Source organism: Micromonospora echinospora (genome assembly GCF_014203425.1).
Classification (GTDB): Bacteria; Actinomycetota; Actinomycetes; order Mycobacteriales; family Micromonosporaceae; genus Micromonospora; species Micromonospora echinospora_A.
In genome coordinates this window covers 7075227-7101751 of the sequence record NZ_JACHJC010000001.1, presented here as the reverse complement: position 1 = coordinate 7101751, position 26525 = coordinate 7075227, and the positions used below count along the sequence as shown (strand labels likewise).

Sequence of the window (26525 nt, the reverse complement as noted above, 5' to 3'; positions counted from 1 at the left end):
CTCGACATGACGTCGACGCTTCCCGCCGAAACCGGCATCGACACCACCCTCAGCCCGGCCCGCGCCCTGGTCTGCCGTGCCTGTTCGGCGCGCTACCCGCTGGCCGCCCAGCACGCCTGCTACGAGTGTTTCGGGCCGCTGGAGGTCGACTACGACACCGCCGCGCTGGCCGCCGTCACCCGTGAGCAGATCGAGGCCGGCCCGGCCAACATCTGGCGGTACGCGGCCCTGCTGCCGGCCGGTCAGGACCCGGCCACCCGGGTCACGCTCGACCCGGGGTTGACCCCGCTCGTCGCCGCCCCGCACCTCGCCGCCGAGCTGGGGCTCAGCGCCCCGCTCTGGGTGAAGGACGACAGCGCGAACCCCACCCACTCGTTCAAGGACCGGGTCGTCTCGGTGGCGCTCACCGCGGCCCGGCAGCTCGGCTTCACCCGGTACGCCTGCGCGTCGACCGGCAACCTCGCCAACTCCGTCGCCGCGCACGCGGCCCGGGCCGGGGTGCCGTCGATCGTCTTCATCCCCGGCGACCTGGAGCAGGGCAAGGTCGTCACCACCGCTGTCTACGGCGGTGACCTGGTCGCCATCGACGGCTCGTACGACGACGTTAACCGGCTCTGCGGCGAGCTGGTGGAGACCGACGAGTTCGAGGACACCGCGTTCGTCAACGTGAACGTCCGGCCCTACTACGCGGAGGGTTCCAAGACGCTCGGCTACGAGGTGGCCGAGCAGCTCGGCTGGCGGATCCCGGCCCAGGTGGTCATCCCGATGGCCAGCGGCGAGCTGCTCACCAAGATCGACAAGGCGTTCACCGAGCTGGTCGAGATCGGGCTGGTCGAGGCACCGGCCGGCGGCTGGAAGGTGTTCGGCGCGCAGTCGGCCGGCTGCAACCCGATCGCCACCGCGCTGCACGGCGACACCGACACGATCACGCCGGTCAAGCCGACCGGCATCGCCAAGTCGCTGAACATCGGCGACCCGGCAGCCGGGCTGTACGCGCTGGAGGCGGTGCGGCGCACCGGCGGCTGGATGGACTACGCCGACGACGACGAGATCCGTGACGGCATCCGGCTGCTCGCCCGTACCACCGGGGTGTTCGCCGAGACGGCGGGCGGCGTGACGGTCGCGGTGCTGCGCAAGCTGGTCGAGTCGGGCCGGCTCGACCCGTCCGCCGAGACTGTCGTGTTCAACACCGGCGAGGGCCTGAAGACGCTCGACGCGGTGGCCGCGCAGGTCGGGCCCACCCACCGCATCAAGCCGTCCCTGCGCGCCGCCCGGGACGCCGACCTGCTGTCCTGACCCGGAACCGGCACCTCGGCCGGGTGGGGGATGCGCGGCTCGCCCGAGTGGGGGATCGGGGGAGACCGGTGGGTAACCGGTGATGTGCGGTGAGTGCCAGAAAGCCACCCTCAAGGACTTGACGGCAGGAACCGGACGGCGCAAGATGCTTCGTGCGGGAGGGCATCCGCCGGAGACTTTTCAAGTTCTTGCGACCCAACGCCGGAGGCGTTGTGCGGACGTCCCTCCCGACCAACGTCCGAAGAGGCCAGCGGAAACCGCTGGCCTCTTCGCTGTCTCCGGCGCACCCTGGGTGACATGACGCCGACCGTGACACCGCTGGATCCGGCCGACCGGCCGACGCTCGACGCGGTGTACCGGGTCGCGTGCGCCGCCCAGGCCGTCGACGAGCCGGACCTGCCCGCCCCCTGCCGGCGGCGGTTCGAGGCGCCGCTGTCGCACCCGATGCCCGGCATCGAGGGACGCTGGCTCGTCGCCCGCCTGAACGGCCTGCCGGTGGGCTGGCTCCGGCTGCACCTGCACACGATCGAGAACACCGAGAACGCGACCGTCGAACTGACCGTCGACCCGGCGTACCGGCGGCGCGGCATCGGCCGCGTGCTGCACGAGCACGGCGTGCGGCTGCTCCGCGAGCACGGCGGCAAACGCCTTGTCGGCTCGACCACCGCCGCGCTGCCCGGCGAGGAGGACCGGGTCTTCCCTGGCGCCGCGTTCGCCGCCGCCCTGGGCGCCAAACCGGCGCTGGCCGACGTCCGCCGCCGCCTCGACGTGACCGGGCTCGACCGCGACCAGCTGGGCGCGCTGCTGGCCGAGGCCCGCGCCGCGGCCACCGGTTACCGGCCGGTGCGGTGGCGCGACCACACCCCCGAGGAGTACGTCGCGGACGTCGCCTACCTCCAGGGCCGGCTGCTGCTCGACGCGCCGATGGGTGAGCTGGACTGGGAGCCGGAGCAGATGGACGCGGCGCGGGTGCGGGACGCGGAGCGGGCGCTTGATGCCCGGGGCGTACGCCGGTACAACACCGGCGTGGTGCACGAGGCGACCGGCAGGCTGGTCGGCTGGACCCAGCTCGGCCTGGACGCGGGCAGCACCGACCACGCCTGGCAGGAGATCACCCTCGTCGACCCCGACCACCGCGGCCACCGGCTCGGCCTGCTCTGCAAGGCCGGAAACCTCGCGTACGTGCTGGCGCACGAACCGGCGTTGCGGGCCGTCGACACCTGGAACGCGGCGGCGAACCGCCACATGATCGCGATCAACGAGCGGCTCGGCTTCCGCCCCGCCGCCGGTTCCGTCGACTGGCAGCTGACGATCTGAGTTGTGACACGCCCCTACTGATCTGGTGCCTGACTGTTGCATGATGGCGGCATGACGGAGACCCCGCACCCCCTGTACGACAGGCACCGCGAGACCCTCGACCGGGCGCTGACCGCCATCGCGGAGCGCGGGTACTGGTCGGCCTACCCCGAGTCGCCCAGCCCCCGGGTGTACGGCGAGACCGCCGCCGCCGACGGCAAGGCCGCCTTCGAGGCGTACCTGGGCGGCGACTTCCCGCTGGACCAGGCCGGTGACGGCACCACCGTGGCGACCGAGGTCAGCCCGTTCGGCGTGGCGCTGGACGTGCGCTACCCGCACGCGAGCGCCGACCAGCTGGTGTCCGCCGCGAGCGCCGCGCTGCCCGCCTGGCGCGACGCCGGCCCGCAGGCCCGGGTGGGCGTCTGCCTGGAGATCCTCGCCCGGCTGCACGGGAACATCTTCGAGCTGGCGAACGCGGTGCAGTTCACCAGCGGCCAGGCGTTCGTGATGGCGTTCCAGGCCGGTGGCGCGCACGCGCTGGACCGCGCCCTGGAGGCGGTCGCCTACGCGTACGCCGAGATGACCCGCCACCCGGGGACCGCCGGCTGGGAGAAGGCCGCCGGCAAGGGCGACCCGCTGCGGATGACCAAGACGTTCCACGTGGTGCCGCGCGGGGTCGCGCTGGTCATCGGCTGCAACACGTTCCCCACCTGGAACTCGTACCCCGGCCTGTTCGCCTCGCTGGCCACCGGCAACCCGGTGGTGGTGAAGCCGCACCCGCGCGCGGTGCTGCCGCTGGCGGTCACCGTGAAGTACGCCCGCGAGGTGCTCGCCGAGGCCGGGTTCGACCCGAACCTGGTGCAGCTCGCGCCCGAGGGACCCGGCGAGAAGCTCGCCACCACGCTGGCCCTGGACCCGGCCGTGAAGATCGTCGACTTCACCGGCTCCACCGAGTACGGCGACTGGCTGGAGGCGAACGCCCGGCAGGCGGCCGTCTACACCGAGAAGGCCGGCCTGAACACGGTGGTGATCGACTCCACCGACGACTTCGCCGGGCTCTGCCGCAATCTGGGCTTCACGCTCACGCTCTACAGCGGCCAGATGTGCACCACCTCGCAGAACCTGCTGATCCCGCGCGACGGCATCGCCACCGACCAGGGGCACAAGAGCTTCGACGAGGTGGCCGCCGGGATCGCGGGCGCGGTCGCCAAGCTCACCGCCGACCCGGCCCGGGGCGTCGAGCTGACCGGCGCGATCGTCAACGACGGCGTGCTGGAGCGGCTGGACGAGGTCACCAAGGTCGGCGAGCCGGTGCTGGAGTCGCGCGTCGTCGAGCACCCGTCCTTCCCCGGCGCGGTGGTGCGTACGCCGACGGTGGTGAAGCTGGACGCGGCCGACACCGCCACCTACTCGCGGGAGTGGTTCGGGCCGATCTCGTTCGCCATCGCGACCGACTCGACCGAGCACAGCCTGCGCATCCTGCGCGAGACGGTGGGCGAGAAGGGCGCGCTGACCGCGGGCGTCTACTCCACCGACGAGGCGGTGCTGGACGAGGCGGAGAAGGCGGCCATCGACGCGGGCGTGCACCTGTCCTGCAACCTCACCGGCGGGGTGTTCGTCAACCAGTCGGCTGCGTTCTCCGACTTCCACGGCTCGGGCGCGAACGCGGCGGCCAACTCGGCGCTCACCGACGGCGCGTACGTGGCGAACCGGTTCCGCATCGTCCAGAGCCGCCGCCACTCCTGAAAGGAGGGGCCCCTTCTTAACGCCTCCGGTAGAGGAGGGGCCCCCTTTTAACAGCTGCGCCCGGTCGGCGCCTCACGCGGGGCGGCGCATCTGGAGTTCGTACAGGCGGGGGATCCGGGGGTGCGGCACCCGTACCCCGGTGTCCACGAAGCCCAGCTTCTGGTAGGCCCGGTAGGCGCGGTCGTTGCCGACCACCACCTCCATCATCAGCTCGGGCCGTCCGCAGGCGCGCGACCAGGCCGACACCTCGTCGACGAGCGCCGCGAGCAGGCCGCTGCCCCGTCGGGCCGGCGTCACGTAGACCGCGTAGACGAGCGTCAGGCCCGGCTCGTCCGGTGCGGCCGTACCACCGGCGTGGCCGACCAGCCGGCCGCCCGGATCGGCCACGAACTGGGCGGTGTGGTCGCCCCGGGAGACGCCCGCGATCCGGGCCGCGAACTCCGCGTGCGGCCGGGCGGCGGCCTCGGCCACCGTCTCCAGGAAGGCCAGCGGGGAGTCGGCCAGCATCTCCAGCCGCAGCGCCCGCATCCGGGCGGCGTCGGTCGGCCGGACCCGGCGAACGATGGTCGTGGTGGGCGCGCTGGTCATGCCGCATGCATACCGGACGGGCCGGCGAAGGCGTGTGACCGGGGCCGGGACCGCCCGGAATATGTCCGGTTTGTGGTCGTGCGCCGTCGTCACGCCTCGTGTAGCGTGCGATTTCGGTCACCGAATTCAGCGACGGTCGCCGATCGCCGAACCGGTGCGCCACCGGTGCCGGTCCGCCGGTTCCCGGGTGTTGGAACGCCGCGCAGAGTGAGGAAGTGCACCGTGGCACAGGGCACCGTGAAGTGGTTCAACTCCGAAAAGGGCTACGGCTTCATCGCCGTCGACGGCGGGCAGGACGTCTTCGTCCACTTCTCCGCGATCGAGATGGACGGCTACAAGGCACTGGACGACGGCCAGCGGGTCGAGTTCGAGATCGCGCAGGGGCAGAAGGGCCCGCAGGCCGAGCGGGTCCGCGTCATCGCCTGACCTCCGCCCGCCGGGCGGTTCCGCAGCCGGGTCCGCCGATCGGAGGGCTGTGGCGCGAGCGCGCACAGTGGAAGATCGAGAGCCGTTCCAGCCGTAGCCGCTGAGGAGGGCCCATGTCCGATCTGCCTCCGCCGGGTTCCGAACCGGTGCCGCCGACGCCGTCCGGCCCTCCGGCCGACCCGACCGCGCCCCCGCCTGCGGCCGCCGATCCGGCGTCGTCGGGGAGCGCCGGGCCGTCCGTGCCAGCTCCCGGCCCGGCGCCCGCCGATCCGTGGGCCGATCAGACCGGCCACGGCCCGGCCATCCCGCAGCAACCCGGGTACGGCACGCAGCCCGCCCACCCGAACCCGCCCGACCCGGCCACCCCGCCCGGTGGAGGCGACCCGGCCGGCCGGAACGCGCCCGCCTCGCACCCGCCGGGCCAGAGCGCACCGCACGGCACCCCGCCCTCGGGCTGGAGCGCACCGCACGGCACTCCGCCCTCGGGCTGGAGCGCACCGGGCGGCACCCCGAATCCGGGAGGCGGCCAGTCCGGCTGGACCGCGCCCGGCGCCACCCCGTCCCCCGGCTACCCCGCGATGCCCGGCTACCCCACGCCGCAGGGCTACCCGACCGGTGCTCCGCAGGCGGGCTGGACCGGGCCCGGGTACCCGGCTCATCCGATGCCCGGCGCCGCCTACCCGGTGCCCGCCGGCTCCGGGGCGTACGCCGGCTGGCCCTCCGGCTTCGACCCGCAGGACCCGCTCGTCAACCCGCCGCACGCGGGCATCGGTCCCTGGTTCGCCCGTTGCTGGGGGGCGCTGCGGCGCGGCTGGCGGCAGCTCCTGCCGATCGTGCTGCTCACCCAGGTACTCCCGGCGACGGTGATCGGCGTCCTCACGCTGATCATCAGCCCCGACGGGCAGATGGCGACCGCGCCGAACGGCGCGCCGGCGCTGCCGGAGGGCTTCTGGGCGCAGACGCTCGGCTTCTACGGCGCGATCCTGTTCGCCGGGCTGATCTTCGGCGCGCTCCAGGCGATGGGCTGGGCGGCGGGCACCTGGGTGATCGCCCGGCAGGCGGCCGGTCAGCCGGCCGGGCTCGGTTCCGCCTTCCGGTACGGGCTGAGCCGTGCCCTCGGTCTCTGGGGCTGGACCATCGTGGTGTCGCTGCTGGTCACGCTGGGCGCCTGCTTCTGTCTGCTGCCCGGCGTCTACGTCGCGCTCGCGCTCGCCCTGTTCGGTCCGGTCTACCTGTTCGAGCGGCGGGATCCGGTCGGGCGGTCGTGGCAGATGTTCCACAGCCGGTTCGGCATGGTGCTGGGCCGGGTCATGCTGGTGGTAGCGGCGCTGGTCGCGGCGACGCTGCTGGACGTCGTGCTGGCCGGGATCAACGTGGAGCTGTTCGGGGTCGAGCCGATGGGCGCCGTGGGCACCGCGATCGGCGCGGTGACGATCACCGTTCTCAGCGCCGCGGTGGCGGCTCCGACCTACCTGGTGCAGCAGGTCGGGCTGGTCGTCACGTACGCCGAGCAGCGGGCCCAGGAAGGCCCGGTGACTGCGGCCCAGCTGGCTGCGGAACTCGGCTGAGCGGGGCGGTCGTGCTTGCACTCGGCTAGGGAGAGTGCTAAACAAGTCATTGGCACTCGCATACGGTGAGTGCCAGAAGGTCGGGGCGGTAGGGCCACGGCCGCATCGGTGTCCCAGGTGGCGCCGGAGCGGTACGGGGCCGGTCGTCGCGGGCTGTCCGGCCCGACCGAGGAGACGTCGTCGTCGCCAGGTGGCGACGTCCCCAAGGTGCGTACACCAGACGGCCCATCCGGGGATCCCGGGTGGCCCGTGAGTGTCCAGGAGGACAACGCCGTATGGCCAAGATGATCGCGTTCGACGAAGAGGCGCGCCGCGGCCTCGAGCGGGGCATGAACCAGCTCGCCGACGCCGTGAAGGTGACGCTCGGCCCCAAGGGCCGCAACGTCGTGCTCGAGAAGAAGTGGGGTGCCCCCACCATCACCAACGATGGTGTGAGCATCGCCAAGGAGATCGAGCTCGAGGACCCGTACGAGAAGATCGGCGCCGAGCTGGTCAAGGAGGTCGCGAAGAAGACCGACGACGTCGCCGGTGACGGCACGACGACGGCGACCGTCCTGGCCCAGGCCCTGGTCCGTGAGGGTCTGCGCAACGTGGCCGCCGGCGCCAACCCGATGGCCCTGAAGCGGGGCATCGAGGCGGCCGTGGCCAGCGTCTCGGAGGAGCTGCTCAAGCTCGCCAAGGACGTGGAGACCAAGGAGCAGATCGCCTCCACCGCCTCCATCTCCGCCGCCGACCCCAGCGTCGGTGAGATCATCGCCGAGGCGATGGACAAGGTGGGCAAGGAAGGTGTCATCACCGTCGAGGAGAGCAACACCTTCGGCCTGGAGCTTGAGCTCACCGAGGGCATGCGCTTCGACAAGGGCTACATCTCCGCCTACTTCATGACCGACCCGGAGCGTATGGAGGCCGTCTTCGACGACCCGTACATCCTGATCGTCAACAGCAAGATCTCGTCGGTGAAGGACCTGCTCCCGATCCTGGAGAAGGTCATGCAGTCGGGCAAGCCGCTGCTGATCATCGCCGAGGACCTGGAGGGCGAGGCCCTGGCCACCCTGGTGGTCAACAAGGTCCGTGGCACCTTCAAGTCGGTCGCCGTCAAGGCGCCGGGCTTCGGTGACCGCCGCAAGGCCATGCTGACCGACATCGCCATCCTCACCGGTGGCCAGGTCATCAGCGAGGAGGTCGGCCTGAAGCTGGACGCCACCGGCCTCGAGATGCTGGGCCGCGCCCGCAAGGTCGTGGTGACCAAGGACGAGACCACCATCGTCGACGGCGCCGGCGACGCCGAGCAGATCCAGGGCCGGGTGAACCAGATCCGGGCCGAGATCGACAAGAGCGACTCCGACTACGACCGGGAGAAGCTGCAGGAGCGTCTGGCCAAGCTGGCCGGCGGTGTTGCGGTGATCAAGGTCGGCGCGGCCACCGAGGTCGAGCTGAAGGAGCGCAAGCACCGCATCGAGGACGCCGTCCGCAACGCGAAGGCCGCCGTCGAGGAGGGCATCGTCCCGGGTGGTGGCGTCGCGCTGGTGCAGGCCGGCAAGACCGCCTTCGACAAGCTGGACCTCGCCGGTGACGAGGCGACCGGCGCGCAGATCGTCAAGATCGCGCTGGACGCCCCGCTGCGGCAGATCGCCGTCAACGCCGGCATGGAGGGTGGCGTCGTCGTCGAGCGGGTCCGCAACCTCGACCCGGGTCACGGCCTCAACGCCGCGACCGGCGAGTACGTCGACCTGCTGGCCGCGGGCATCATCGACCCGGCCAAGGTGACGCGTTCCGCGCTGCAGAACGCCGCCTCGATCGCCGCGCTGTTCCTCACCACCGAGGCCGTCGTGGCGGACAAGCCGGAGAAGAACCCGGCCGCCCCGGCCGGTCCGGGTGGCGGGGAGATGGACTTCTGAGTCCAGCTCCACCCAGTACGCCGAAGGGGGCGGGCCGCGTCAGCGGTCCGCCCCCTTTCCGCGTGCGTGTCAGGTGGGCAGCGGGCGCTGGTTGCGCCGCTTGTGCGTCCGGTCGTACGGCGGCAGCCGCCGCGGCTCGTCCACCGGCTGCCGTGGCTCCTCCACCGGTGGCCGGTCCGCGCCGGTCAGCTCGGCGAGCTGCTCGGCGTCGCCGATGTCGAGCCGGTCGAACGGGAGCTGCCCGGGAAGCTCGTCCGCCGGTTCCTCGGCCCGTTCGTCATTGGTGGTCATGCACCGCCTCCTCTGCCCCGACCGTAGAACCCGGTCGATGACGAAGGAGGCCGAATGGCGCTATTGGCGTCTATGCCCCTTTGGCGGCTTTCCGATAGAGGAAGAACACCCGCTCGATCCGCGCCCCGGCCGCGTTCGAGTAGAACGGCACCGGCCCCACCCAGCCGATCTGCGCCGCGGTGATCCCGGCCGCCGCCTGGTCACGCAGGCAGCGGCGCAACAGCACGCCGCCGATCCCGGAGCCCTCCGCCGCCGGCGCGGTGCCCATCGGACCGAACCAGCTCGGCCGGGCCGACCCGTACGCGGCGAAACCGAGGATCTCACCGTCCCGTTCGGCGAGGTGCGCGCCCGCGTCCGGCCGCCCGACCGAACCCGCCAGCTCGCCGTCCCAGGTGCCGCCGAACGTGGACCGGGCGAACGCGGTGAGCGCCGGCAGGTCGTCCGCGGTGGCCCGGCGTACCGTCACGCCCCGCCCGGCCAGCCGCTGCTCGGCGGCCTCGGTGGGACGCAGCGCCGCCGACCCCTCGGACAGCTCGGCGGTCATGTTCCAGGCGGTACGGTCCTGCCGGTAACCGAGCCGCTGCGCGGCGCAGACCGCCGGGGTGTAGCGCACGTCGATTCCGGGCCAGGCGTAGTACGGCGGGTTGCCGGCGAGCAGCACCTCAACCGCGCCCAGCGCGCCCAGCCGGCTCTCCGCCTCGGCCAGCAGCGCCCCACCCACGCCCTGGCAGCGTTCCTCGTGCGTCACCGCGACCAGGTCGACGTGGCCGAGCCGCGGATCGGCTGCCGACAGCGACCCGACGAGCACCCCGATCAGCGAGCCGTCGCGGACCGCGCCGAGCACCACGACCGGCCGGTGGGCCGCCGCGCGCCGGGTGAGCGTCTCCAGGATGTGCGGTGCCTCGGCCGCGTCCTCGGGCAGGTCGAGCGCTCGCCGGCAAAGCTCGACGACGGCCGGCGACGGCTCGGGCGGCAGATCGGTGATCTCCACGTTCATGGCTGCCGACGGTAGCGCCCGCAACGGGGTAGCGGGTGTCGGACCCGGCTCCTAGGCTGCGCCCTCGTGAGCATGAACGGGAACTGGCTGCGGGTCACGCCGGACGAACTGGCCCGGGCCAGAGCAGACCACGACTGGGCGTACGAGTCGGCGCGGGCGGCGGCCGACGCCGAGGACGTACGGTACGGCGGCACCGGGAAGGCGTGGCAGGCGTTGGAGTTCCTGCTGGAACGGCACGGCGTGACGGTGCCGGTGGTCACCGGGGGCGACCTGCTCGTGCCGTTGCCCGACGCGCCGCCGGAGGGCGGGGACTGGGCGGAGTTCCTCGACGCCTACGACTGGGGCTACGGACCGCCGTGCCACCTGACGCCGGAGCAGGTGGCCCAGGCGGCGACCGCGCTGGCCGGGATCACCGAGGAGGACCTGGTGCGCGGTGTCGACCCGGCCGAGCTGACCGCGGCCGGCATCTACCCGCTGATCTGGGACCGGGACGGTGAGCTGAGTTGGGTCACCCACCACCTGCCGTACGCGCGGGAGTTCTTCGCCGCCGCGGCCGGCGCCGGTGACGCGGTCATCTGCTGGCTCGACTGACGCCGCTTCCGAGCCGTGGTGACCGGCGGAACGACCGGCCACCACGGCTCGCGCGGATCAGCGCAGTTTGCCGGTGACGTGCGCGGCCCACTGCCGCTCGAACTCCTGGTACGAGACGCCGAACAGTTCCTGGGTGAGATTCTCGACCGACTTGCCCCGGTAGTTCCCGGCGACGAACTGGAAGAGCTTCTGCGCACCGTATTTCCCGGCGATGTAGTCCATGGCCGTGTGACCCAGCAGGTAGTGGTAGTTCAACCGGCCCGCGGACGACGAGTTCCAGACCCCGTTGCCGGGCAACGACACCTCGCCGCGGTCCGCGCGCAACTGTCGCCTGCCTTCCGGGATGTTGTAGCTGGCCGTCCACGGCTTGGGCGAATAGGCCATGTACTCGGCGAACCCTTCGACCGTCCACAGGGACCGCTCGGACCGTTCCGGGCTGTCCTTGTCGACGGCGGTGAGGGCCGCCACCATCGAGTGGGCGAGTTCGTGCCGGAAGATGAGCGGCGGGCCGTCGGGAGCAGCGGCGGTGAAGAACGAGGTCTTCAGGTCGATCACCACCCGGCTGCCGCCGATGAGCGGGCCGTCGAGCTGTTCCATGTTCGCGTCGTACTCGGCGGTGGGCATGCTGATGGAGACGCCGGCCTCCGTGGGCGGCTCATCGGCGACGCGCCACAGTGACCCCAGATCCTTCCTGCCCTTCACGAGTGAGACGACGAAGCCCGACGGGATCTCACCCTCCACGCCCGAGGCCTTCCACGTGGTGATGTTCCTGACCGCTGCCGCTTCGACCGCCGGTGCGTGACGCCGGGCCTCGGCGCGCAGTGATCCGTCAACGATCAGCACCGTGTGTTCGGTCTTCTCGACGTGGACGGTGGCCCACTTGTCCCAGGGCGTGGGGTAGAAGTCGTCATCCGACGCCTTGAACCCGGCCGGGATCCGGTCGATCGCGGTGACCTTGAGCGGGCCGTTCCTCTCGTCCTGGACGACCTTCCAGAAGTACCTCCGCTCGACCGGCGCGCGGTCGTACTCACCGATCCGGTGCAGGAACCCCACCATCAGGTCGAAGGTGAACCCCGCGCCGAGCGGCGTGACGTCACGCATGGTCCTGTTGGCGAACGTCGCCTCGCTGAAGGGGATCCTGGTGAGGTTGTGGAACACCCGGGTCTGGTCCGCGATCAATTTCTTGTCGGCCGGGTCGAAGGGCGCCAGGAACGCCTTGAGATCCCGGTCCTTCAGCGCCCGGGTGTGCTCGGCCAGCAGGCGATCGACCGACTCGCGCTTGACCGGGTTGCGTTTCTCGTCGTAGGCGGCGGCGCGCTCGGCGGACCGTTGCAGGTTGTGGTTGCGTAGCGCGAAGGCGCCGCCCACGCAGACGAGTACCAGCGCCAGGACCGAACTCAGGGTGATCCAGATCCAGCGCTTCGACGTCTTGCGGGGCGTGGGCGGCGGTCCGAACGGGCCGGGCGGCGCGTACTGGCCGGGTGGTCCGTACTGGCCGGGCGGCGCGTAGTGCACGGGCGGCCCGTAAGGCCCGGGGCGCTGTCCCGGAGGGCCGTGGGGTCCGGGTGCCGGATGACCTCCCGGATACGGGCCGGTCGGGTGGGGCGGGATCGGGTTGGGTGTCTCGGGCATTCGCTGAGTCCTCGCTCGTATCCGGTACCGAGGGGGACGCGCGAGCACGCACAACCGTCCCCCGATCGGTTGCTTCAGATCGCACCCGCAGGTGCCGTGGTGTCACGTGCCGCGCCCGGGCGGCGACGTCAGGTGCTGCGGCTTCCACGGACATCGGCCGGCCGTCGCGCCCGGCCGGTGTGCCGACGCGTACAGGTGGAAGACGCCTGAGCCCTGGCGCGGCCGGACTCCGGCTGATGGTCACCGCCTCCCGGCGGCGCTCACCGTCAGGCCGGCGACGAGCCGGCTGGGCGGCTCCCGCTCGGGGCGCCTGATGTCCGTTGTCGTCGCTGAGACCGCCGCACTGTTTCCCCCGTTTTCGTAGGTGCCAGTCGCCGGCCTGATCATGGAAACGGCCGGGGCTGGAGTGCCCACATGATCAGTGCGGGTCCGTCCACTGTCAAGGGTGGTGCGGAAAGCCGCCAGGAGCTACCCGGCCCGGGCCGCCCGCACCGCCGCGTACGCGTCGACCAGCCCGGCGCCGGAGACGTCCTGCGGCCCGCCGCAGGCGTCCGCCCTGGCGGGCTGCGTGACCGGGCCGGCGGTCTCGCGCAGGATGGCCCGGGTCCGTTCCAGGTCCCCGACCAGCGCCGGATTCGCCGACCACATCAGCGCCACCACGCCCGCCACCTGCGGCGTCGCCATCGAGGTGCCGTCCAGGGTGGCGTACCCGCCGCCGGGCATCGCGGAGAGCACAGCCGCGCCCGGGGCGACCAGATCCGGCTTGGCCACACCGTCCGGCGCCGGGCCACGGCTGGAGAAGTCGGTGACGCGGCGCTGCCGGTCCACCGCCCCGACGGTCAGCACGTCCGGGTACGGCGCGGGCGGGTCCGCGATCGACCCGCAGGACGGGCCGGTGTTGCCGGCGGCGGCCACCACCAGGATCCCGGCCGCGGTCAGCGCGGCGGTCGCCGGTCGCAGCGCCCCCGGGTCGCAGCCCTCCAGCGGCGGGCAGCCCCACGAGTTGGTGAGCACGTCCGGCGCGCGGGAGGGACGGCCGTCGGTCAGCGGGTTCCCGCCGGCCGGGAACGGGGCCAGCATGAACTGGAGACAGTCGAGGTAGCGGGCCGGGCTGCCCAGGTTGCGGTCCAGATTGACGCAGCCGACCCAGCTCGCCCCCGGCGCCACGCCGATGCCGTCCCGGCCCACCGCGCTGCCGAGCGTGTGGGTGCCGTGACCACCCCGGTCGGCCGGGGCGCGGCGGTCCTCCCACGGGTCGTACCAGGAGTCGTCGCCGCCCCGGAAGCCGCCGGCGAGCGCCGGGTGCCGGCCGTCCACTCCGGAGTCGGAGCTGCCCACCACCACGCCGGAGCCGGTGACGCCCAGCTCCGACCAGACCCGGTCCGCCCCGATCAGCGAGATGTTCCAGGCCGGTCCGGTCGGCGCCGGGGCGTCGCCGCGCGCCGTCGGGGCGAGCGCGGGCAGCGGGCGCAGCCGCTGGCTGACCAGCACCCGGGCCACCTCGGGCCGGCCGGACAACCAGGCGCGCACCGCCGGCCCGCCGTCCGTCTCGATCGCGTTGACCAGGTAGTACGGCGTCGGGTTCAGTCGCATGTCCGCCAGCGTGCGGCGCAGGTCGCCCTGGGTGCGGTCGGCGGTGGCGACCAGCCGCCGGTAGACCTCCGTCGCCCGCGCGTCCCGCCCCGCCCGCCCCGGCGTCCCGGCCGGCAACCCGGTCAGGTCGGCCTGCTCGCGCAGCACCACGAGCAGCCGCTCGCCGTGCAGGCCCGGCTGGCCGGGGACCACGTACACCACGGCGACGGCGACGAGCAGCGCGGCGGCGGCGAGCGCGGCCGGGCCGCGCCGGGGCGCGCGGGCGCGGGACCGGGCGAGCAGCACGCCGTACCCGAGGGCGAGCAGGACCGCGACGGCGAACGCGACGCCGGTGCCCACGGCGACCCAGAACGGCGTGTCGCGGGTGGTGGCGAGCAGAAGAGTGATCTCGTCCGGGTCGGTGAACGCCAGCGGCCCCAGCAGCGCCAGCCCGACCAGCAGGCGCACCGGCGCCGGCCCGGCCGGCCGGCCCGCGTGCCGGGCCGCCGCCTCCAGCGCGGCCAGCACGAAACCGAGCGGCGGCAGCAGGAACAGCGCCGGCAGCTGTACGCCGGACTGCCCGGCGGCGGCGGCGAGCGGCGTCAGCGCGACGCCCGCGACCAGACCGCCGACCAGCACCAGCCGGGCCGGACCGGGCCCGAACGCGGCCCAGAACCGGGCGCCGAGCAGCGCCCCGGCGAGCGCGCCGAGCGCGGCGGCGGCCAGCCCGGCGAGCACCGTCTCCAGCGCTCCGCCCAGCGCGCCCACCCACGCCCAGGGCAGCAGCGACGCCAGCCCGGCCGCGATCGCCAGCAGCGACACCGTCCCGAACCGGCCCTCCGGGACCGCGTCCACGGCGACGGGCGGGCGCACGCGGGCGAGCCGGGCGGCGACGAACGCGAGCACCGCGGCGGTCACCGCCAGCGCGGCCAGGTACGCCTCGTGGTGCACCGGCGGCACCGTCCGCAGCAGCGTCGTAGCGCCGAGCGCGACCACGGCGGCGGTCCAGGCGCGGCCGGTCACCCGCAGCACGGGGGAGCGGGGGGCCAGCGCCAGCGCCAGCGACGGCGCGCCGGCCAGCAGCACGGTGGCCACCGCCACCACCGGCCAGACCGCGACCGCCCGGTCCAGGCCCATGACCAGCACGACCTGCTCGACGAGCCAGCCGCCGACCTGACCCGGAACGGTCACCAGCACGACCCAGAACCCGGTGAGCACCGCCGCGACGACCGGCCACGGCCCGGTCTCGCGCGGCGGCGGCGGGGGTACGGGCACGAACGGCGGGCCGGTCAGCATGGTCATCACCGTACGGGCGTCGCATGTCATCGCGCGCCCGGGACGGTTACCGTGGACGGGTGCGCGACCCCAATGTGTCCCGATCCGTGGCCGGTCAGCTCTCCGCCGAGCGCCGCGCCGACGACCTGCGCCGGCTCCGCGCCGAGCGGTTCGACGTCCTGGTCATCGGCGGCGGGGTGACCGGAGCGGGCGCCGCGCTCGACGCCGCGTCCCGCGGGCTGAAGGTCGCTCTGGTGGAGGCGCGCGACTACGCCGCCGGCACCTCCAGCCGGTCCAGCAAGCTGATCCACGGCGGCCTGCGCTACCTGGAGCAGCTGGAGTTCCACCTGGTTCACGAGGCGCTGACCGAACGCGGACTGCTCGCCACCCGGCTCGCCCCGCACCTGGTCCGCCCCGTGCCCATCCTGGTGCCGCTCCCGGCCGAGGGCGGCGCGCGGGACCTGCCCCGGCGGTTCTTCCGCCGCTCCTACTACGGCCTCGGGGTGGCCGCGTACGACGCGTTCGCCGGGGTGTTCGGCGGCGGGCGGGGGATGCCGCTGCACCGGCACCTGAGTCGCGAGGGCACGCGCCGGATCTTCCCGAGCCTGCGTCCGGACAAGCTGGCCGGCGCGATCCGCTACTACGACGGTCAGGTCGACGACGCCCGTCTCGTGGTGACGCTGGCCCGCACCGCGGCGAGCCTCGGCGCGACTGTGGTGACCAGCGCCCGCGCGGTCGGCCTGACCCGCCAGGCCCGCGAGGTCACCGGCGTGCGGGTACGCGACCTGGAGGCGCCGGCCGGCTCGCCGGACGCCGAGTTCGAGGTACGCGCCCGCACCGTGATCGCCGCCACCGGCGTGTGGAGCGACGACATGTCGCGGATGCTCAACGACGTCGGGCTCCGTCCCAAGCTGCGGGTCCGGGCCTCCAAGGGGGTGCACCTGGTGGTGCCCCGGTCGGCGATCGTCGGCGAGACCGGCCTGATCCTGCGTACCGCCACGAGCGTGCTCTTCGTGATCCCCTGGGGCGGGCACTGGATCATCGGCACCACCGACACCGACTGGCAGCTCGACCGGTCCCACCCGGCCGCGACCGCGAGCGACATCGAATACCTGCTGTCGCAGGTCAACGAGGTGCTGGACCGGCCGCTGACCACCGCCGACATCGAGGGCGTCTACGCCGGGCTGCGCCCGCTGCTGGCCGGCGAGGCGGACTCCACCTCCAAGCTCTCCCGCGAGCACGCAGTGGTGGAGCCGATGCTCGGCCTGCTGCTGGTGGCCGGCGGCAAGTACACCACCTACCGGGTGATGGCCTCGGACGTGGTCGACCGTGCGATGCACCGGCTCGGCCAGGTCCGCCCCTCGCGCACCGCCGACCTGCCGCTGCTGGGCGCCGACGGGTACGCGGCCCTGTGGCGGGACCGGGCCGACCTGGCCCGCCGGCACCGAGTCGCGGTCGGTGTGGTCGAGCACCTGCTGGAGCGCTACGGCAACCTCACCCTGGACCTGCTCGCCCTGGTCGACGCCGATCCGCTGCTCGGGTCGCCGCTGGCCGGCGCGCCGGAATACCTTGCCGCCGAGGTGACGTACGCCGCCCGCGCCGAGGGCGCGCTGCACCTGGAGGACGTGCTGACCCGGCGTACCCGGATCTCGATCGAGACCAGCCACCGCGGCCTGGAGTCGGCGGAGCACGCCGCGGAGCTGATGGGCGCGGTGCTCGGCTGGGACGAGGCGACCCGGGACCGGGAGGTGGCCCATTACCGGGCGCGGGTGCTGGCCGAGCGGGAGTCGCAGCTCATGACGGACGACATCGCGGCCGACGCGGCCCGCCTCGGGGCGCCCGATGTGCGTGGATTCGCAGCAGATCGAGGGACCGACGGCTCGGGCGTTGAACTTCCGGCCTCCCCCAGGTAGGGGATCCCCACCCCGGGCCACTCGGCCGGTAGTGCGCGCTACCTACGGAAGTGTAGGTTTCCCCGCGTGGTTCGCCCATCATGGTCGTCGCGCGTCTCCGCTCTGTCCGCTGCCGTCCTGCTGGCGACCGCTCTGACCGGCTGCGCGTTCGGCCGGGCCGAAGGCGCCACCGCGCCCGGAGCGGCCGGAACGGTCAGCCCGACCCCGGTCGGCAAGCGCGTCTCCCTGGTGCAGAAGCTCGGCGACGAGGGCCCGGTCCGCAACCTGGAGGTGGACCCGTCCGGCCGCTGGCAGTGCCGCGACTGCGCCGGTGACGGCGTGGACGCCACCGGCACGCTGAGCCCCGAGCAGACCCGCCGCCTCCAGCGGATGCTCGCGGACCCGGCGCTGGCGAAGGAGACCGACCAGGCCCGCAGCTACAAGCAGGGCTGCATCGGGGTGCTGACCTCGACGCTGCTCGTCCCGCCGGGCCTGACCGTCACCATCCAGGACTGCCCGGGCGAGCCGAAGCCGAAGCTGGCGTACGAGGTGCTGCTGCTCGTCACCCAGGCCACGCCCGCCGAGGACAAGGGCTGAGTCAGATCACCTTGCCGGGGTTGAGCAACCCCGCCGGGTCCAGCGCCGCCTTGATCGCCTGGTGCACCCGTACGCCCACCGGGCCGATCTCGCGGGCCAGCCAGTCCCGCTTGAGCAGCCCCACGCCGTGTTCCCCGGTGCAGGTGCCGCCCAATTCCAGCCCGAGCGCCATGATCTCGTCGAAGGCCCGCCGCCCCCGGGCCAGGGCGGCCGGGTCGGCCCGGTCGACCACGATGTTCGGGTGCATGTTGCCGTCGCCCGCGTGACCGACCACCCCGATCGGCACCTGGCACGCCTCGGCGATCCGGGCCACCCCGTCCAGGAGTTCCGCCAGCCGGCCGCGCGGCACCGCCACGTCGTCGATGACCAGGCCCCCGTTGCCGCCGGGGTAGGTCTGCGCCGCGAACCGCTCCATCGCCGGGTGGGCCAGCCGCCGGGCCTGGAGCAGCGCCGCGGCCTCGGTCGCGTCACTGGCCGCGTAGACCTCGTCGGCGCCCGCCGCGGCGCACACCTCCGCGAGCCGGGCCAGGTCGTCGGGGGCCCGGGCGCCGGTGTCCACCGCTGCCAGCAGCAGCGCCTCGGCATCAGTGCGCAGACCCATCGGCCGGTACGCCTCGATCGCGCGCAGATGGGTCCGGTCCAGCAGTTCCAGCAGGCTCGGGGTGAGACCCCGCTCGGCGATCCCGGCGACCGCGCCACCGGCCGTGGCCACCGTGGGGAAGACCGCGACCAGGGTCAGTGACTCCTCCGGGGCCGGCCGCAACGCCACAGTCACCTCGGTGATCACGCCGAGCGTGCCCTCCGAGCCGACGAAGAGCCGGGTCAGGTCGTACCCGGCGACCCCCTTCGCGGTACGCCGCCCGGTGCGCAGCACCTCGCCGGAGGCGAGCACCACCTCCAGGCCCAGCACGTACTCGCCGGTCACGCCGTACTTCACGCAGCACATGCCACCGGCGTTCGTGGCCACGTTGCCGCCGACGGTGGACGACTCCCACGAGCCGGGGTCCGGCGGGTACCACAGGCCGTGCTCCCGCACCGCGCGGGCGAGCGCCGCGTTGACCACGCCGGGCTGCACCACGGCGATCCGGCCGACCGGGTCGATCTCCCGGACCCGGTCCATCGCCACGGTGCTCACCACCACCGCGCCGTCCACCGCGTTCGCCGCGCCGGCCAGCCCGGTCCGCGCCCCCTGCGGCACCACGGGTACGCCGTGCCGCCCGGCCGCCCGGACCACCGCCACCACGTCCTCGGTGTCGCGGGGCCGGACCACCACCAGCGGGATGCCCGAGTCGCACAGGTCGGCCTCGTCGCGCGCGTGCCCGGCCAGCAGGTCGGGATCGGTCAGCACGGCGGCGTCGCCGAGCGCGGCCCGCAGGTCGTCGAGGAGGGGATGGGCGGCCATGCCGGGAAGGCTACCGGCGTACCGTCTGTGGCCGTGCTCTACCTGGACCCGCCCGCCGTGCCCTGGCGCGGCCGGCTCTGGTCGCACCTGATCAGCGACGTCTCGTACGCCGAGCTGCACGCGTTCGCCGAGATGCTCGGCGCGCCCCGGCGCGGCTTCGACCGGGATCACTACGACCTGCCCGCCGAGCGGTTCCGGGCGGCGGTCTGGCTCGGCGCCACAGTCGTGCCCTCGCGGGAGATCGTCCGGCTGCTGCGTGACACGGGTCTGCGCCGGCCGAAGCACGTCGTCCGCGCCTCAGGTGAGGCCGCTCAGCTCCCGGGACAGGTTGGCCCGGGCCCGGGATTCCCAGCGGGCGTGCGGCTCGGGTAGCCGGTACAGCGCCGGCAGGGCGAGCAGGCGCCGCAGCACCGCGGCCCGTCCGGCGCGGAAGTCCGGGTCGGGCACGTGCGCGTACTCGGCGCGGATCGCGGCGGCGTACCTGTCGTAGCGCTCCGGCGGGGCCGCCAGCACCGCCAGGTCGGCGTCGCAGAGCAGCGCGCCGTCCGGGTCGTCCGGCCCGACCGCGTGACCGGCGGTGAGCAGCACCAGGCGGCGTACCCCGGTCACCGTCGCGGCCGGGAGCCCGGCGGCGGCCAGCAGTTCGCCGCCGAGGTCGGCGCTGGCCCGCTCGTTGGCGTCGCCCGCCGCGCGCGGGTCGTAGACCGCGTCGTGACACCACGCCGCGAGCCGGACCAGGTCGGGGTGGGGGGCCAGCGCGGCGTACGCGTCGACCACGTCGAGCACCGCCCGCAGGTGCGCCTCGTCGTGGTAGCGCCGGTGCGGCTCCCGCCAGCCCGCCAGCAGCCGGGCGCCGGCCCGGTCGACTGCCGCCGGATCGGTCGCGCCCGCCGCCCGCGCCGTCTCCCGCCACCGTGCCGTCAGGTCGTCCACCGGGTGCAGTCTGCCCCACTCCGGCCCGGGCGGAGGGATTCAGCCGGGGCGGTACGGGTAGTACCGGCCATGGGCCGGGACGGACGTCTGCAGTTCTTGCGTCGTGGAAAGCTGCGTGACGGGCGGGCCGACCGCGACGGGCAGCGGATCGCCTCCGCGATGGAGGAGTTGCGGCACCGGAGCAAGGCGACCCTGCACGACCGGATGCACCGGGTCCGTACCGCGTTCGGCCTGGCGGTGCAGGCCGGGCTCGCCGCCGGCCTGGCGTACCTGATCTCGCACCGGCTGCTGAAGAACCCGCAGCCGGTCTTCGCCCCGATCTCCGCGGTGGGCACGCTCGCCGCCTCGGTCGGGCAACGGTTCCGCCGCACCGTCGAGCTGATCGCCGGCGTGGCCGTCGGCGTGCTCGTCGGCGACGCGCTCATCTACTTCGTCGGCACCGGCGCGTGGCAGCTCGCGCTCGTGGTGACCTCGGCGATCCTGCTGAGCATCTTCGCCGGGGCGAGCGTCGCCATCGTCATCCAGGCGGCGGCCACCGCCGTGCTGATCGTGACGCTCAGCCCGTCCACGGAGAACCTGGAGTTCCCCCGTTTCATCGACGCACTCCTCGGCGGCGGCATCGCGCTGCTGGTCACCGCCATCCTGCTGCCGCTCAACCCGCTGCGGGTGATCAACCGGGCCGCCCGGCCGGCGCTGGACCTGCTCTCCGACCAGCTCGACGCCGCCGCCGACGCGCTGCGCGGCCGGGACCGGGAGGCGGCGCAGCGGGCGTTGCTGCGGCTGCGCGAGAACAAGGAGGAACTGGCCGCGCTCTCCGAGGCGATCGAGGGCGCCAAGGAGACGAGCACGCTCTCCCCGGCCCGCTGGCACCGGCGCGGCGAGCTGACCCACTACGCCGAGGCGGCCGACCCGATCGACCGGGCCATGCGCAACAGCGGCACGCTGATCCGCCGCTCGGTCACCATGATCGAGGACGAGGAGCCCATCCCCGAGCCGATGCCGGACGCGGTCGCACACCTGGCCGAGTCGGTACGCATGCTCCGGCAGGAGTTCGCCGCCGGACAGGAGCCGGAGGAGGCCCGGGAACGGTCGCTGCGCGCGGTGAGCGAGGCCGGCCGGGCGTACGCCGAGGGGGTGGGCTTCTCCGGCAGCGTGGTGATCGCCCAGGTGCGGACTACTGCGAGTGACCTGCTGGTGGCCTCCGGGATCGAGCAGGAGGAGGCGAACCGGCTGGTCCGGCAGGCGTTCGGCGAGAAGGAGCACCGCACCGGCGGACCCACCGACCGCAACCCCGCCGCCCACCCACCCACAGCCCCTCCAATCGGCTGACCCCACCCCACCCCCCACCGCCCACCGGGCCGTGGCGCCGCCTGCTGCGTTGATCAAGGAGTTAACGTCCCCAGCGGAGATCAACTCTGCCCCAAACTCCTTGATCACCGCCCCGGTAATGGGAGGGCTGTCGGTCAGGGGAGGTGGGACAGGGCGGTCAGGAGGGCGTCCACCTGCGTCTCTGTCGTGCCCAGGCCCAGGCTGGCGCGCAGGGCGGTCGGCGGCAGGTCGGTGCGGCCGGTACGGGCGGCGGCCTCGGCCAGCAGGCGACGGGTCAACGGGTGGGCGCAGAACAAGCCGTCCCGTACCCCGATCCGGTGCCGGCTCGCCAGGTGCGCGGCCACCTCGCCCGAGTCCCGGCCGGCGACCACGAAGCTGACGATGCCCACCCGGGGCGCGTCCGGGCCGAACGTGCGCAACTCGACCACGTCCGGCAGCGTGGCCAGGCCGCGGCGCAGCCGGGTCAGCAGCGCCTGCTCCCGTACGTGCAGCGCCTGCCGGTCGGTCTCGCCGAGCGCGGCGCAGACCGCCGCCAGCGCCACCGCGCCGAGCAGGTTCGGGGTGCCGGCCTCGTGCCGGGCCGGGCCGACGGTCCACCGCACCTCGTGGGTGGCGGCGCCGACGTGGCTGGTGGCGCCGCCTCCGGCCAGGTACGGCGGGGCCGCGTCCAGCCAGTCCGCCCGCCCGGCGAGCACGCCCGCGCCGAACGGGGCGTACAGCTTGTGGCCGGACAGCGCCACGTAGTCCACGTCCAGCGCGGCCAGGTCGACCGGAGCGTGCGGGGCGAGTTGCGCGGCGTCGACCAGGATGCGGGCGCCGTGCCGGTGGGCGATGCGGGCCAGCTCGGCGACCGGCCAGCACTCGCCTGTCACGTTGCCGGCGCCGGTGACCGCCACCAGCACCGGCAGGCCGGGCCGGGCGTCGCGGGCCAGCTCGCCCAGCGCCGCCGCGAGGGACCGGACCGCGCCGGCCGGGCTGTCCGGCACCGGCAGGCGTACCGAGCCGCGCGGCCAGGGCAGCAGGTTGGCGTGGTGCTCGCCGCCGAACGTGATCACTGTGGTGCCCGGCGGCAGCGCCCGGGCCAGCAGGTTCAGCGCATCGGTGGTGTTCCGCGTGAAGATCACGTGGTCGTCGGGGCGGGCGCCGAGGAAGTCCCCGACGGTCTGCCGGGCCCGCTCGTAGGCGAGCGTGCAGCGCCGCGACAGCGCGCCCGCGCCGCGATGCACGCTGGCGTACCAGGGAAGAAGCCCGGCCACCGCGTCGGCCGCGGCCCGCGCGCACGGCGCGCTGGCGGCGTGGTCCAGGTTGATCTCCCCGGGTACGCCGAGCACGCCGAGCGGGTCGGGCCGGACCGGCGCGGGCAGCACTGGTGACGGGGGTACGAGAGTGAGGGTCATGCCGAGCCTCCCGGGTCACGGGGGACCCCGGGTGGTGCCGGGACGGGGTCCGCGCTTGCCCAGCACGCGGAGCGGCGCTGGGCCCGGTCATCACCCGGGGCACCCCACCGCGAACCTCGACGAGGGTTGCCGGCCAGCAAGCCGGGGCTTGACGCTGGCGCTCGTAACCTGTCCGGGAGCATAGCCGCAGCGATGAACCCGGACCAGTGGGTCGCGGGTGACTACGCTGACCGCATGGCCGACACCCCGCCCGGCGGAGCCCTGCCGCCGCCGCCCGCCCCCGCCGCCCCGCCACCGGGGGCGCCGACGCCCCGGATGCCGCTGCGCCGGCTCGGCTGGCGGCGCTTCCTCGCACTGGCCGGTGTGGTGCTGCTGATCGCGGCCGGCGCGTTGTTCATGGTCTTCACGCTGGGCGAGAGCCTCGGCGCCGAGGCGCTGCTGGTGGGGTTGATCGCGGCGATCCTGCCGGTGCCGGTGCTGGTCGCCTGTTTCCTGTGGCTCGACCGCTACGAGCCGGAGCCGCTGAAGTACCTGATCTTCTGCTTCGCGTGGGGCGCCTTCGTCTCCACCGCGATCTCGCTGCTGGTCAACGAGACCGGCGCGCGGCTGTTCGACGACTGGGGGCTGCCGGCCGCGCTCACAGCGGTGCTCGTCGCCCCGTTCATCGAGGAGCTGACCAAGGCGGCCGGCCCGCTCCTGGTGCTGATCTTCCGGCGCCGGGAGTTCTCCGGGATCACCGACGGCCTGGTCTACTGCGGGCTCTCCGCGGTCGGCTTCGCCATGGTCGAGAACATCCTCTACCTGGGCGGGTACGGCTACCGCACCGGCGTGGAGCAGTACGGCCCGGCTACCGGCGCGCAGCAGGTGATCGCGATCTTCATCGTCCGGATCCTGCTGTTCGGCTTCGCCCACCCGCTGTTCACCTCGATGACCGGCGTCGGGCTGGGCGTCGCGGCGCGTACCGCCGACCGTCGGGTGCGGATCCTCGCCCCGCTGGCCGGCCTGCTGCTGGCGATGATCCTGCACGGCACCTGGAACCTGCTGCCCTCGCTGGCCCAGGCCACCGGGCAGACGGTGATCGTGCTCTACGGGTACATCGGCGTGATGGTGCCGATCTTCTTCGCCATGGTGGGGCTGGCGATCTGGCTGCGCGCCTGGGAGGGCCGGCTCACCGAGCGCACGCTGCCCGACTACGTCCGGGCGGGCTGGCTCACCCCGCCCGAGGTGGCCGCGCTGGGCAGCCTGGGCCGGCGGCACGCGGCGCGTACCTGGGCGCGGCGGGTCGCCGGTGACGGCGGCGTGAAGGCGATGCGGGGTTACCAGTTCGCCGCGACCCGGCTCGCGCTGCTGCGCGACGGGATGCGCCGAGGACTGGACCGCAAGCCCGCCGAGCAGGAACGGACAGCGCGGGAGGAACGGGAACTGCTGGAGGCGATCTCCGCGTACCGGTCGTTCTTCGTCGGTCGTGACCCGCAGGCGCCGGTCGGCCTCTGGGACGGTCAGCGCTACCACCTGCGGTTCCCGGACGGCTCGCAGCGCCCGGTGGAGGCGCCGGACGACCCGGTGGTGCCGATCCCGGTGGTACTCACCGCGCCGCCCGCGTTCCCGCCGGGTGGCTACGGCCCGGGTGGCTACGGCCCGGGTGGCTACGGCCCGGGTGGTCACGGCCCGGGCGGTCACGGCCCGGCCGGCTGGCACGACCCGGGCGCGCCCTGGCACCCCGGCCGCTGAACGTCAGCTCATCAGGCCGGTCAGGAAGTCGCCGAGCCCCTGGGCGATGGCCATGAGCGCTGCCCCGATCCCCTTGAACACCTGCGCGGCCCCGTCCGGACGGAACGCCATGAAGTAGATCAGGAACGCGAGGAATCCCCAGGCGAGGATCTTCTTGATCACTACCGGCATGGTGTCCCTCCCCAGGGCGCTCAGGTGCCTGGGCTTCCCGCCGGGCAGCGCCGCAAACGGCGCCGGTGCCGAGCTAGAGGTAGAGACCTGTGGAACCGGCGGCGGCGGTCTCCACCCGCTCGGCCGCCACGGCGTGCACGTCCCGCTCGCGCAGGAGCACGTACGCCCGCCCGTGCAGCTCGACCTCGGAGCGGTCGTCCGGGTCGAAGAGCACCCGGTCGCCGGCCACGATCGAGCGGACGTGCGGCCCGACGCCGACCGCGGTGGCCCAGGCCAGCCGCTTGCCCACGGCGGCGGTCGCGGGGATCACGATGCCGGCGGTGGAACGGCGTTCGCCCTCGGCGCCCTCGGTGCGTACCAGCACGCGGTCGTGCAGCAGGCGGATCGGCAGCCCGGCGTCGAGACTCTGGTCGGCGGTCACGCGAAGACGCTACCGCGTGCCCGACTGTCGATCCCGCCGTGGTTGGCGGGAGCGCCGGGCGGGCAATGTGTGGCCGAGTCGCCCTAGGGTGGGGCGAGCAGACGTATCCTGTGCCCCCTGCGAGGTGGTGGGGCCAACTTTGCCGGAGGTGCGCTTGAGCCGCTTCGAGCGGATGCGCGGACGGCTACGCCGCGCGTACGAGTCGGGCCGGGAGACCGCCCGGACCCGCCGGACCGACCCGGAAGCGGCGCCGGGGGAGGCGGGCGTGGCCTCGCCCGCCGCACCGGGACCGGCGGCGTCGCCGGAGGCGGCAGTGGTGGGCGTCGAGCCGCCGGCCGCGATGCACTCCTCGACAGTCAGCCGGGACGACACCGAGGTGCCGCACGCGCTGCGCATCGCCGCCGCGTGGTGCTGGCGGCTGATCGTGATCGGCATCGTCACCTGGGCCCTGCTCAAGATCGTCGGGACGATCAGCATCGTGATCATCCCGCTGACGGTCGCGCTGCTGCTCTCCGCGCTGCTCGCCCCGGCGGTCGGCTGGCTGCTCCGGGCCCGGCTGCCCCGCTCCCTGGCGACCGCCGTGGTGCTGGTCGGCGGCCTGGCCGCGGTGGTCGGCACGCTGACGCTCGTGGTTAACGAGTTCATCAAGGGCGTGCCGAAGCTGAGCGAGAAGTCCTCCGAGGGCGTCCGGCAGATCCAGGACTGGTTCAAGACCGGGCCGCTGCACCTGTCCGACAGCCAACTCGACCGCTACATCGACGAGGCGCAGAACTGGATCAACGGCAACACCGAGCGGTTCACCAGCGGCGCGCTCAGCACCGCCACCACGCTGGCCGAGGTGCTCACCGGCGCCGTACTGGTGCTTTTCGCCACGTTCTTCTTCCTGCGCGACGGCAACAACATCTGGCGGTTCCTGGTCCGGCTGCTGCCGGTCGCGGCGCGGTGGAAGGTCGACGACGCCGGACGCGCGTCGTGGGCGACGCTCGGCGCCTACGTGCGGGCCACCGTCCTGGTCGCCTTCATCGACGCGGTCGGCATCGGCATCTTCCTGGTGCTCTTCGACGTCCCGTTCGCGTTCCCGCTGGCCGCGCTGGTCTTCCTGGGCGCGTTCATCCCGATCGTCGGCGCGTTCCTGTCCGGCGTGGTGGCCGTGCTGGTGGCGCTCGTCGACAGCGGCCCGGTGACCGCGCTGATCATCCTGGGCGCGGTGGTCGGTGTGCAGCAGGTCGAGGGCCACGTGCTCCAGCCACTGATCATGGGCCGGGCGGTGGCCATCCACCCGCTCGCCGTGATCATCGGTATCGCCGCCGGCGTGGTGCTCGCCGGCATCGCCGGCGCGCTCGTCGCGGTGCCGCTGATCGCCGTGCTCAACACAGCGGTCCGGCGGCTCGCCGCGCGTACCGTGCCGGACACCCCACCGGACGCGGTGGTGGTCGCCTCCCAGGCGCCCTGACAGGCAAGACCCCTTGACGCCCG

At 73.7% G+C, this 26525-nt stretch carries 23 protein-coding genes and 1 riboswitch; of the genes, 13 read left to right on the top strand and 10 right to left on the bottom strand.

The features are described 5' to 3' along the window. The first annotated feature begins 6 nt into the window (after positions 1-6). The 3 genes from thrC to paaN all read left to right on the top strand — a co-directional run bounded on the left by thrC (position 7) and on the right by paaN (position 4338). Positions 7-1296: a threonine synthase gene (thrC, locus tag FHU28_RS32110; protein WP_184688994.1), complete on the top strand. Its 1290-nt coding sequence runs from the start codon at positions 7-9 to the stop codon at positions 1294-1296. Positions 1297-1593: 297 nt separating this feature from the next. Next, on the top strand, positions 1594-2613 hold the full coding sequence (locus tag FHU28_RS32105; protein ID WP_184688992.1) for a GNAT family N-acetyltransferase: 1020 nt from the start codon (positions 1594-1596) through the stop codon (positions 2611-2613). Positions 2614-2664: 51 nt separating this feature from the next. After that, positions 2665-4338: a phenylacetic acid degradation protein PaaN gene (gene paaN / locus FHU28_RS32100; RefSeq protein ID WP_184688989.1), complete on the top strand. Its 1674-nt coding sequence runs from the start codon at positions 2665-2667 to the stop codon at positions 4336-4338. Positions 4339-4410: 72 nt separating this feature from the next. Here paaN and FHU28_RS32095 read toward each other — a convergent pair whose 3' ends face one another. Then, positions 4411-4926: a GNAT family N-acetyltransferase gene (locus tag FHU28_RS32095; protein ID WP_184688987.1), complete on the bottom strand. Its 516-nt coding sequence runs from the start codon at positions 4924-4926 to the stop codon at positions 4411-4413. A 222-nt stretch (positions 4927-5148) separates the two neighbouring features. On the opposite strand from FHU28_RS32095, the gene FHU28_RS32090 reads away from it, so the two are divergent. The 3 genes from FHU28_RS32090 to groL all read left to right on the top strand — a co-directional run bounded on the left by FHU28_RS32090 (position 5149) and on the right by groL (position 8818). Next, positions 5149-5352, top strand: coding sequence for a cold-shock protein (locus FHU28_RS32090; protein WP_067305333.1), 204 nt, complete (start codon positions 5149-5151; stop codon positions 5350-5352). Positions 5353-5465: 113 nt separating this feature from the next. After that, positions 5466-6920: a hypothetical protein gene (locus FHU28_RS32085; RefSeq protein WP_184688984.1), complete on the top strand. Its 1455-nt coding sequence runs from the start codon at positions 5466-5468 to the stop codon at positions 6918-6920. 275 nt (positions 6921-7195) lie between these two features. Continuing rightward, positions 7196-8818 (top strand): chaperonin GroEL, encoded by a 1623-nt coding sequence (gene groL, locus FHU28_RS32080; protein ID WP_184688981.1) that lies wholly within the window; start codon positions 7196-7198, stop codon positions 8816-8818. 69 nt (positions 8819-8887) lie between these two features. On the opposite strand, the gene FHU28_RS32075 is transcribed toward groL, so the two are convergent. Together FHU28_RS32075 and FHU28_RS32070 are read right to left on the bottom strand one after the other, a co-directional pair. Continuing rightward, the gene (locus FHU28_RS32075) at positions 8888-9109 is read right to left on the bottom strand and encodes a hypothetical protein (RefSeq protein ID WP_073829133.1); all 222 of its coding nucleotides are present in this window, start codon (positions 9107-9109) and stop codon (positions 8888-8890) included. 70 nt (positions 9110-9179) lie between these two features. Then, positions 9180-10106 (bottom strand): GNAT family N-acetyltransferase, encoded by a 927-nt coding sequence (locus tag FHU28_RS32070; RefSeq protein WP_184688979.1) that lies wholly within the window; start codon positions 10104-10106, stop codon positions 9180-9182. Positions 10107-10178: 72 nt separating this feature from the next. Between FHU28_RS32070 and FHU28_RS32065 the strand changes: the two genes are divergently transcribed. Continuing rightward, positions 10179-10697, top strand: coding sequence for a DUF1877 family protein (locus tag FHU28_RS32065; RefSeq protein ID WP_184690084.1), 519 nt, complete (start codon positions 10179-10181; stop codon positions 10695-10697). A gap of 57 nt (positions 10698-10754) precedes the next feature. On the opposite strand, the gene FHU28_RS32060 is transcribed toward FHU28_RS32065, so the two are convergent. Then, entirely contained in the window at positions 10755-12212 is a 1458-nt protein-coding gene (locus tag FHU28_RS32060) for a hypothetical protein (protein ID WP_184688977.1), read from the bottom strand. A gap of 585 nt (positions 12213-12797) precedes the next feature. Further along, complete coding sequence (locus FHU28_RS32055) at positions 12798-15203, bottom strand: S8 family serine peptidase (RefSeq protein ID WP_184688974.1); 2406 nt, start codon at positions 15201-15203, stop codon at positions 12798-12800. A gap of 68 nt (positions 15204-15271) precedes the next feature. Here FHU28_RS32055 and FHU28_RS32050 point away from each other — a divergent pair, with 68 nt between their 5' ends. Together FHU28_RS32050 and FHU28_RS32045 are read left to right on the top strand one after the other, a co-directional pair. Continuing rightward, entirely contained in the window at positions 15272-17089 is a 1818-nt protein-coding gene (locus FHU28_RS32050) for a glycerol-3-phosphate dehydrogenase/oxidase (protein WP_184690082.1), read from the top strand. Between the two features lie 66 nt (positions 17090-17155). Beyond that, positions 17156-17665 carry a hypothetical protein gene (locus tag FHU28_RS32045; RefSeq protein WP_184688970.1) on the top strand — a complete coding sequence of 170 codons (510 nt, stop codon included), beginning with the start codon at positions 17156-17158 and terminating at the stop codon, positions 17663-17665. A gap of 1 nt (position 17666) precedes the next feature. On the opposite strand, the gene FHU28_RS32040 is transcribed toward FHU28_RS32045, so the two are convergent. Continuing rightward, entirely contained in the window at positions 17667-19067 is a 1401-nt protein-coding gene (locus FHU28_RS32040; protein WP_184688968.1) for an FAD-binding oxidoreductase, read from the bottom strand. Between the two features lie 33 nt (positions 19068-19100). Here FHU28_RS32040 and FHU28_RS32035 point away from each other — a divergent pair, with 33 nt between their 5' ends. Continuing rightward, positions 19101-19439: a DUF4031 domain-containing protein gene (locus tag FHU28_RS32035; RefSeq protein ID WP_184688966.1), complete on the top strand. Its 339-nt coding sequence runs from the start codon at positions 19101-19103 to the stop codon at positions 19437-19439. Here the strand turns inward: FHU28_RS32035 and FHU28_RS32030 are convergent. Further along, positions 19365-20000 (bottom strand): HD domain-containing protein, encoded by a 636-nt coding sequence (locus tag FHU28_RS32030; protein ID WP_184688964.1) that lies wholly within the window; start codon positions 19998-20000, stop codon positions 19365-19367. The two genes, FHU28_RS32035 and FHU28_RS32030, sit on opposite strands and share 75 nt — an antisense overlap. Before the next feature lie 69 nt (positions 20001-20069). On the opposite strand from FHU28_RS32030, the gene FHU28_RS32025 reads away from it, so the two are divergent. Next, positions 20070-21329 (top strand): FUSC family protein, encoded by a 1260-nt coding sequence (locus tag FHU28_RS32025; protein ID WP_184688962.1) that lies wholly within the window; start codon positions 20070-20072, stop codon positions 21327-21329. 134 nt (positions 21330-21463) lie between these two features. Here FHU28_RS32025 and FHU28_RS32020 read toward each other — a convergent pair whose 3' ends face one another. Beyond that, a complete protein-coding gene (locus FHU28_RS32020; RefSeq protein ID WP_184688960.1) occupies positions 21464-22726 on the bottom strand; it encodes an aminotransferase class V-fold PLP-dependent enzyme in 1263 nt (420 codons plus the stop codon). Between the two features lie 46 nt (positions 22727-22772). Beyond that, positions 22773-22895, bottom strand: a riboswitch (SAM riboswitch). Between the two features lie 23 nt (positions 22896-22918). On the opposite strand from FHU28_RS32020, the gene FHU28_RS32015 reads away from it, so the two are divergent. Beyond that, positions 22919-24457, top strand: a complete 1539-nt coding sequence (locus FHU28_RS32015; RefSeq protein ID WP_184688958.1) for a PrsW family intramembrane metalloprotease — start codon at positions 22919-22921, stop codon at positions 24455-24457. Positions 24458-24460: 3 nt separating this feature from the next. Here FHU28_RS32015 and FHU28_RS32010 read toward each other — a convergent pair whose 3' ends face one another. Together FHU28_RS32010 and FHU28_RS32005 are read right to left on the bottom strand one after the other, a co-directional pair. Beyond that, complete coding sequence (locus FHU28_RS32010; protein WP_167796936.1) at positions 24461-24628, bottom strand: hypothetical protein; 168 nt, start codon at positions 24626-24628, stop codon at positions 24461-24463. 73 nt (positions 24629-24701) lie between these two features. Beyond that, a complete protein-coding gene (locus tag FHU28_RS32005; protein WP_184688956.1) occupies positions 24702-25049 on the bottom strand; it encodes a GroES family chaperonin in 348 nt (115 codons plus the stop codon). Positions 25050-25203: 154 nt separating this feature from the next. Here FHU28_RS32005 and FHU28_RS32000 point away from each other — a divergent pair, with 154 nt between their 5' ends. Further along, complete coding sequence (locus tag FHU28_RS32000; protein WP_260413220.1) at positions 25204-26502, top strand: AI-2E family transporter; 1299 nt, start codon at positions 25204-25206, stop codon at positions 26500-26502. Positions 26503-26525 lie beyond the last annotated feature (23 nt).

Coding starts and splice junctions, on each gene's coding strand:
- thrC (WP_184688994.1), top strand. CDS start 7: ATGACGTCGACGCTTCCCGCCGAAACCGGCATCGACACCACCCTCAGC.
- FHU28_RS32105 (WP_184688992.1), top strand. CDS start 1,594: ATGACGCCGACCGTGACACCGCTGGATCCGGCCGACCGGCCGACGCTC.
- paaN (WP_184688989.1), top strand. CDS start 2,665: ATGACGGAGACCCCGCACCCCCTGTACGACAGGCACCGCGAGACCCTC.
- FHU28_RS32095 (WP_184688987.1), bottom strand. CDS start 4,926: ATGACCAGCGCGCCCACCACGACCATCGTTCGCCGGGTCCGGCCGACC.
- FHU28_RS32085 (WP_184688984.1), top strand. CDS start 5,466: ATGTCCGATCTGCCTCCGCCGGGTTCCGAACCGGTGCCGCCGACGCCG.
- groL (WP_184688981.1), top strand. CDS start 7,196: ATGGCCAAGATGATCGCGTTCGACGAAGAGGCGCGCCGCGGCCTCGAG.
- FHU28_RS32075 (WP_073829133.1), bottom strand. CDS start 9,109: ATGACCACCAATGACGAACGGGCCGAGGAACCGGCGGACGAGCTTCCC.
- FHU28_RS32070 (WP_184688979.1), bottom strand. CDS start 10,106: ATGAACGTGGAGATCACCGATCTGCCGCCCGAGCCGTCGCCGGCCGTC.
- FHU28_RS32065 (WP_184690084.1), top strand. CDS start 10,179: ATGAACGGGAACTGGCTGCGGGTCACGCCGGACGAACTGGCCCGGGCC.
- FHU28_RS32055 (WP_184688974.1), bottom strand. CDS start 15,203: ATGACCATGCTGACCGGCCCGCCGTTCGTGCCCGTACCCCCGCCGCCG.
- FHU28_RS32040 (WP_184688968.1), bottom strand. CDS start 19,067: ATGGCCGCCCATCCCCTCCTCGACGACCTGCGGGCCGCGCTCGGCGAC.
- FHU28_RS32025 (WP_184688962.1), top strand. CDS start 20,070: ATGGGCCGGGACGGACGTCTGCAGTTCTTGCGTCGTGGAAAGCTGCGT.
- FHU28_RS32020 (WP_184688960.1), bottom strand. CDS start 22,726: ATGACCCTCACTCTCGTACCCCCGTCACCAGTGCTGCCCGCGCCGGTC.
- FHU28_RS32015 (WP_184688958.1), top strand. CDS start 22,919: ATGAACCCGGACCAGTGGGTCGCGGGTGACTACGCTGACCGCATGGCC.
- FHU28_RS32010 (WP_167796936.1), bottom strand. CDS start 24,628: ATGCCGGTAGTGATCAAGAAGATCCTCGCCTGGGGATTCCTCGCGTTC.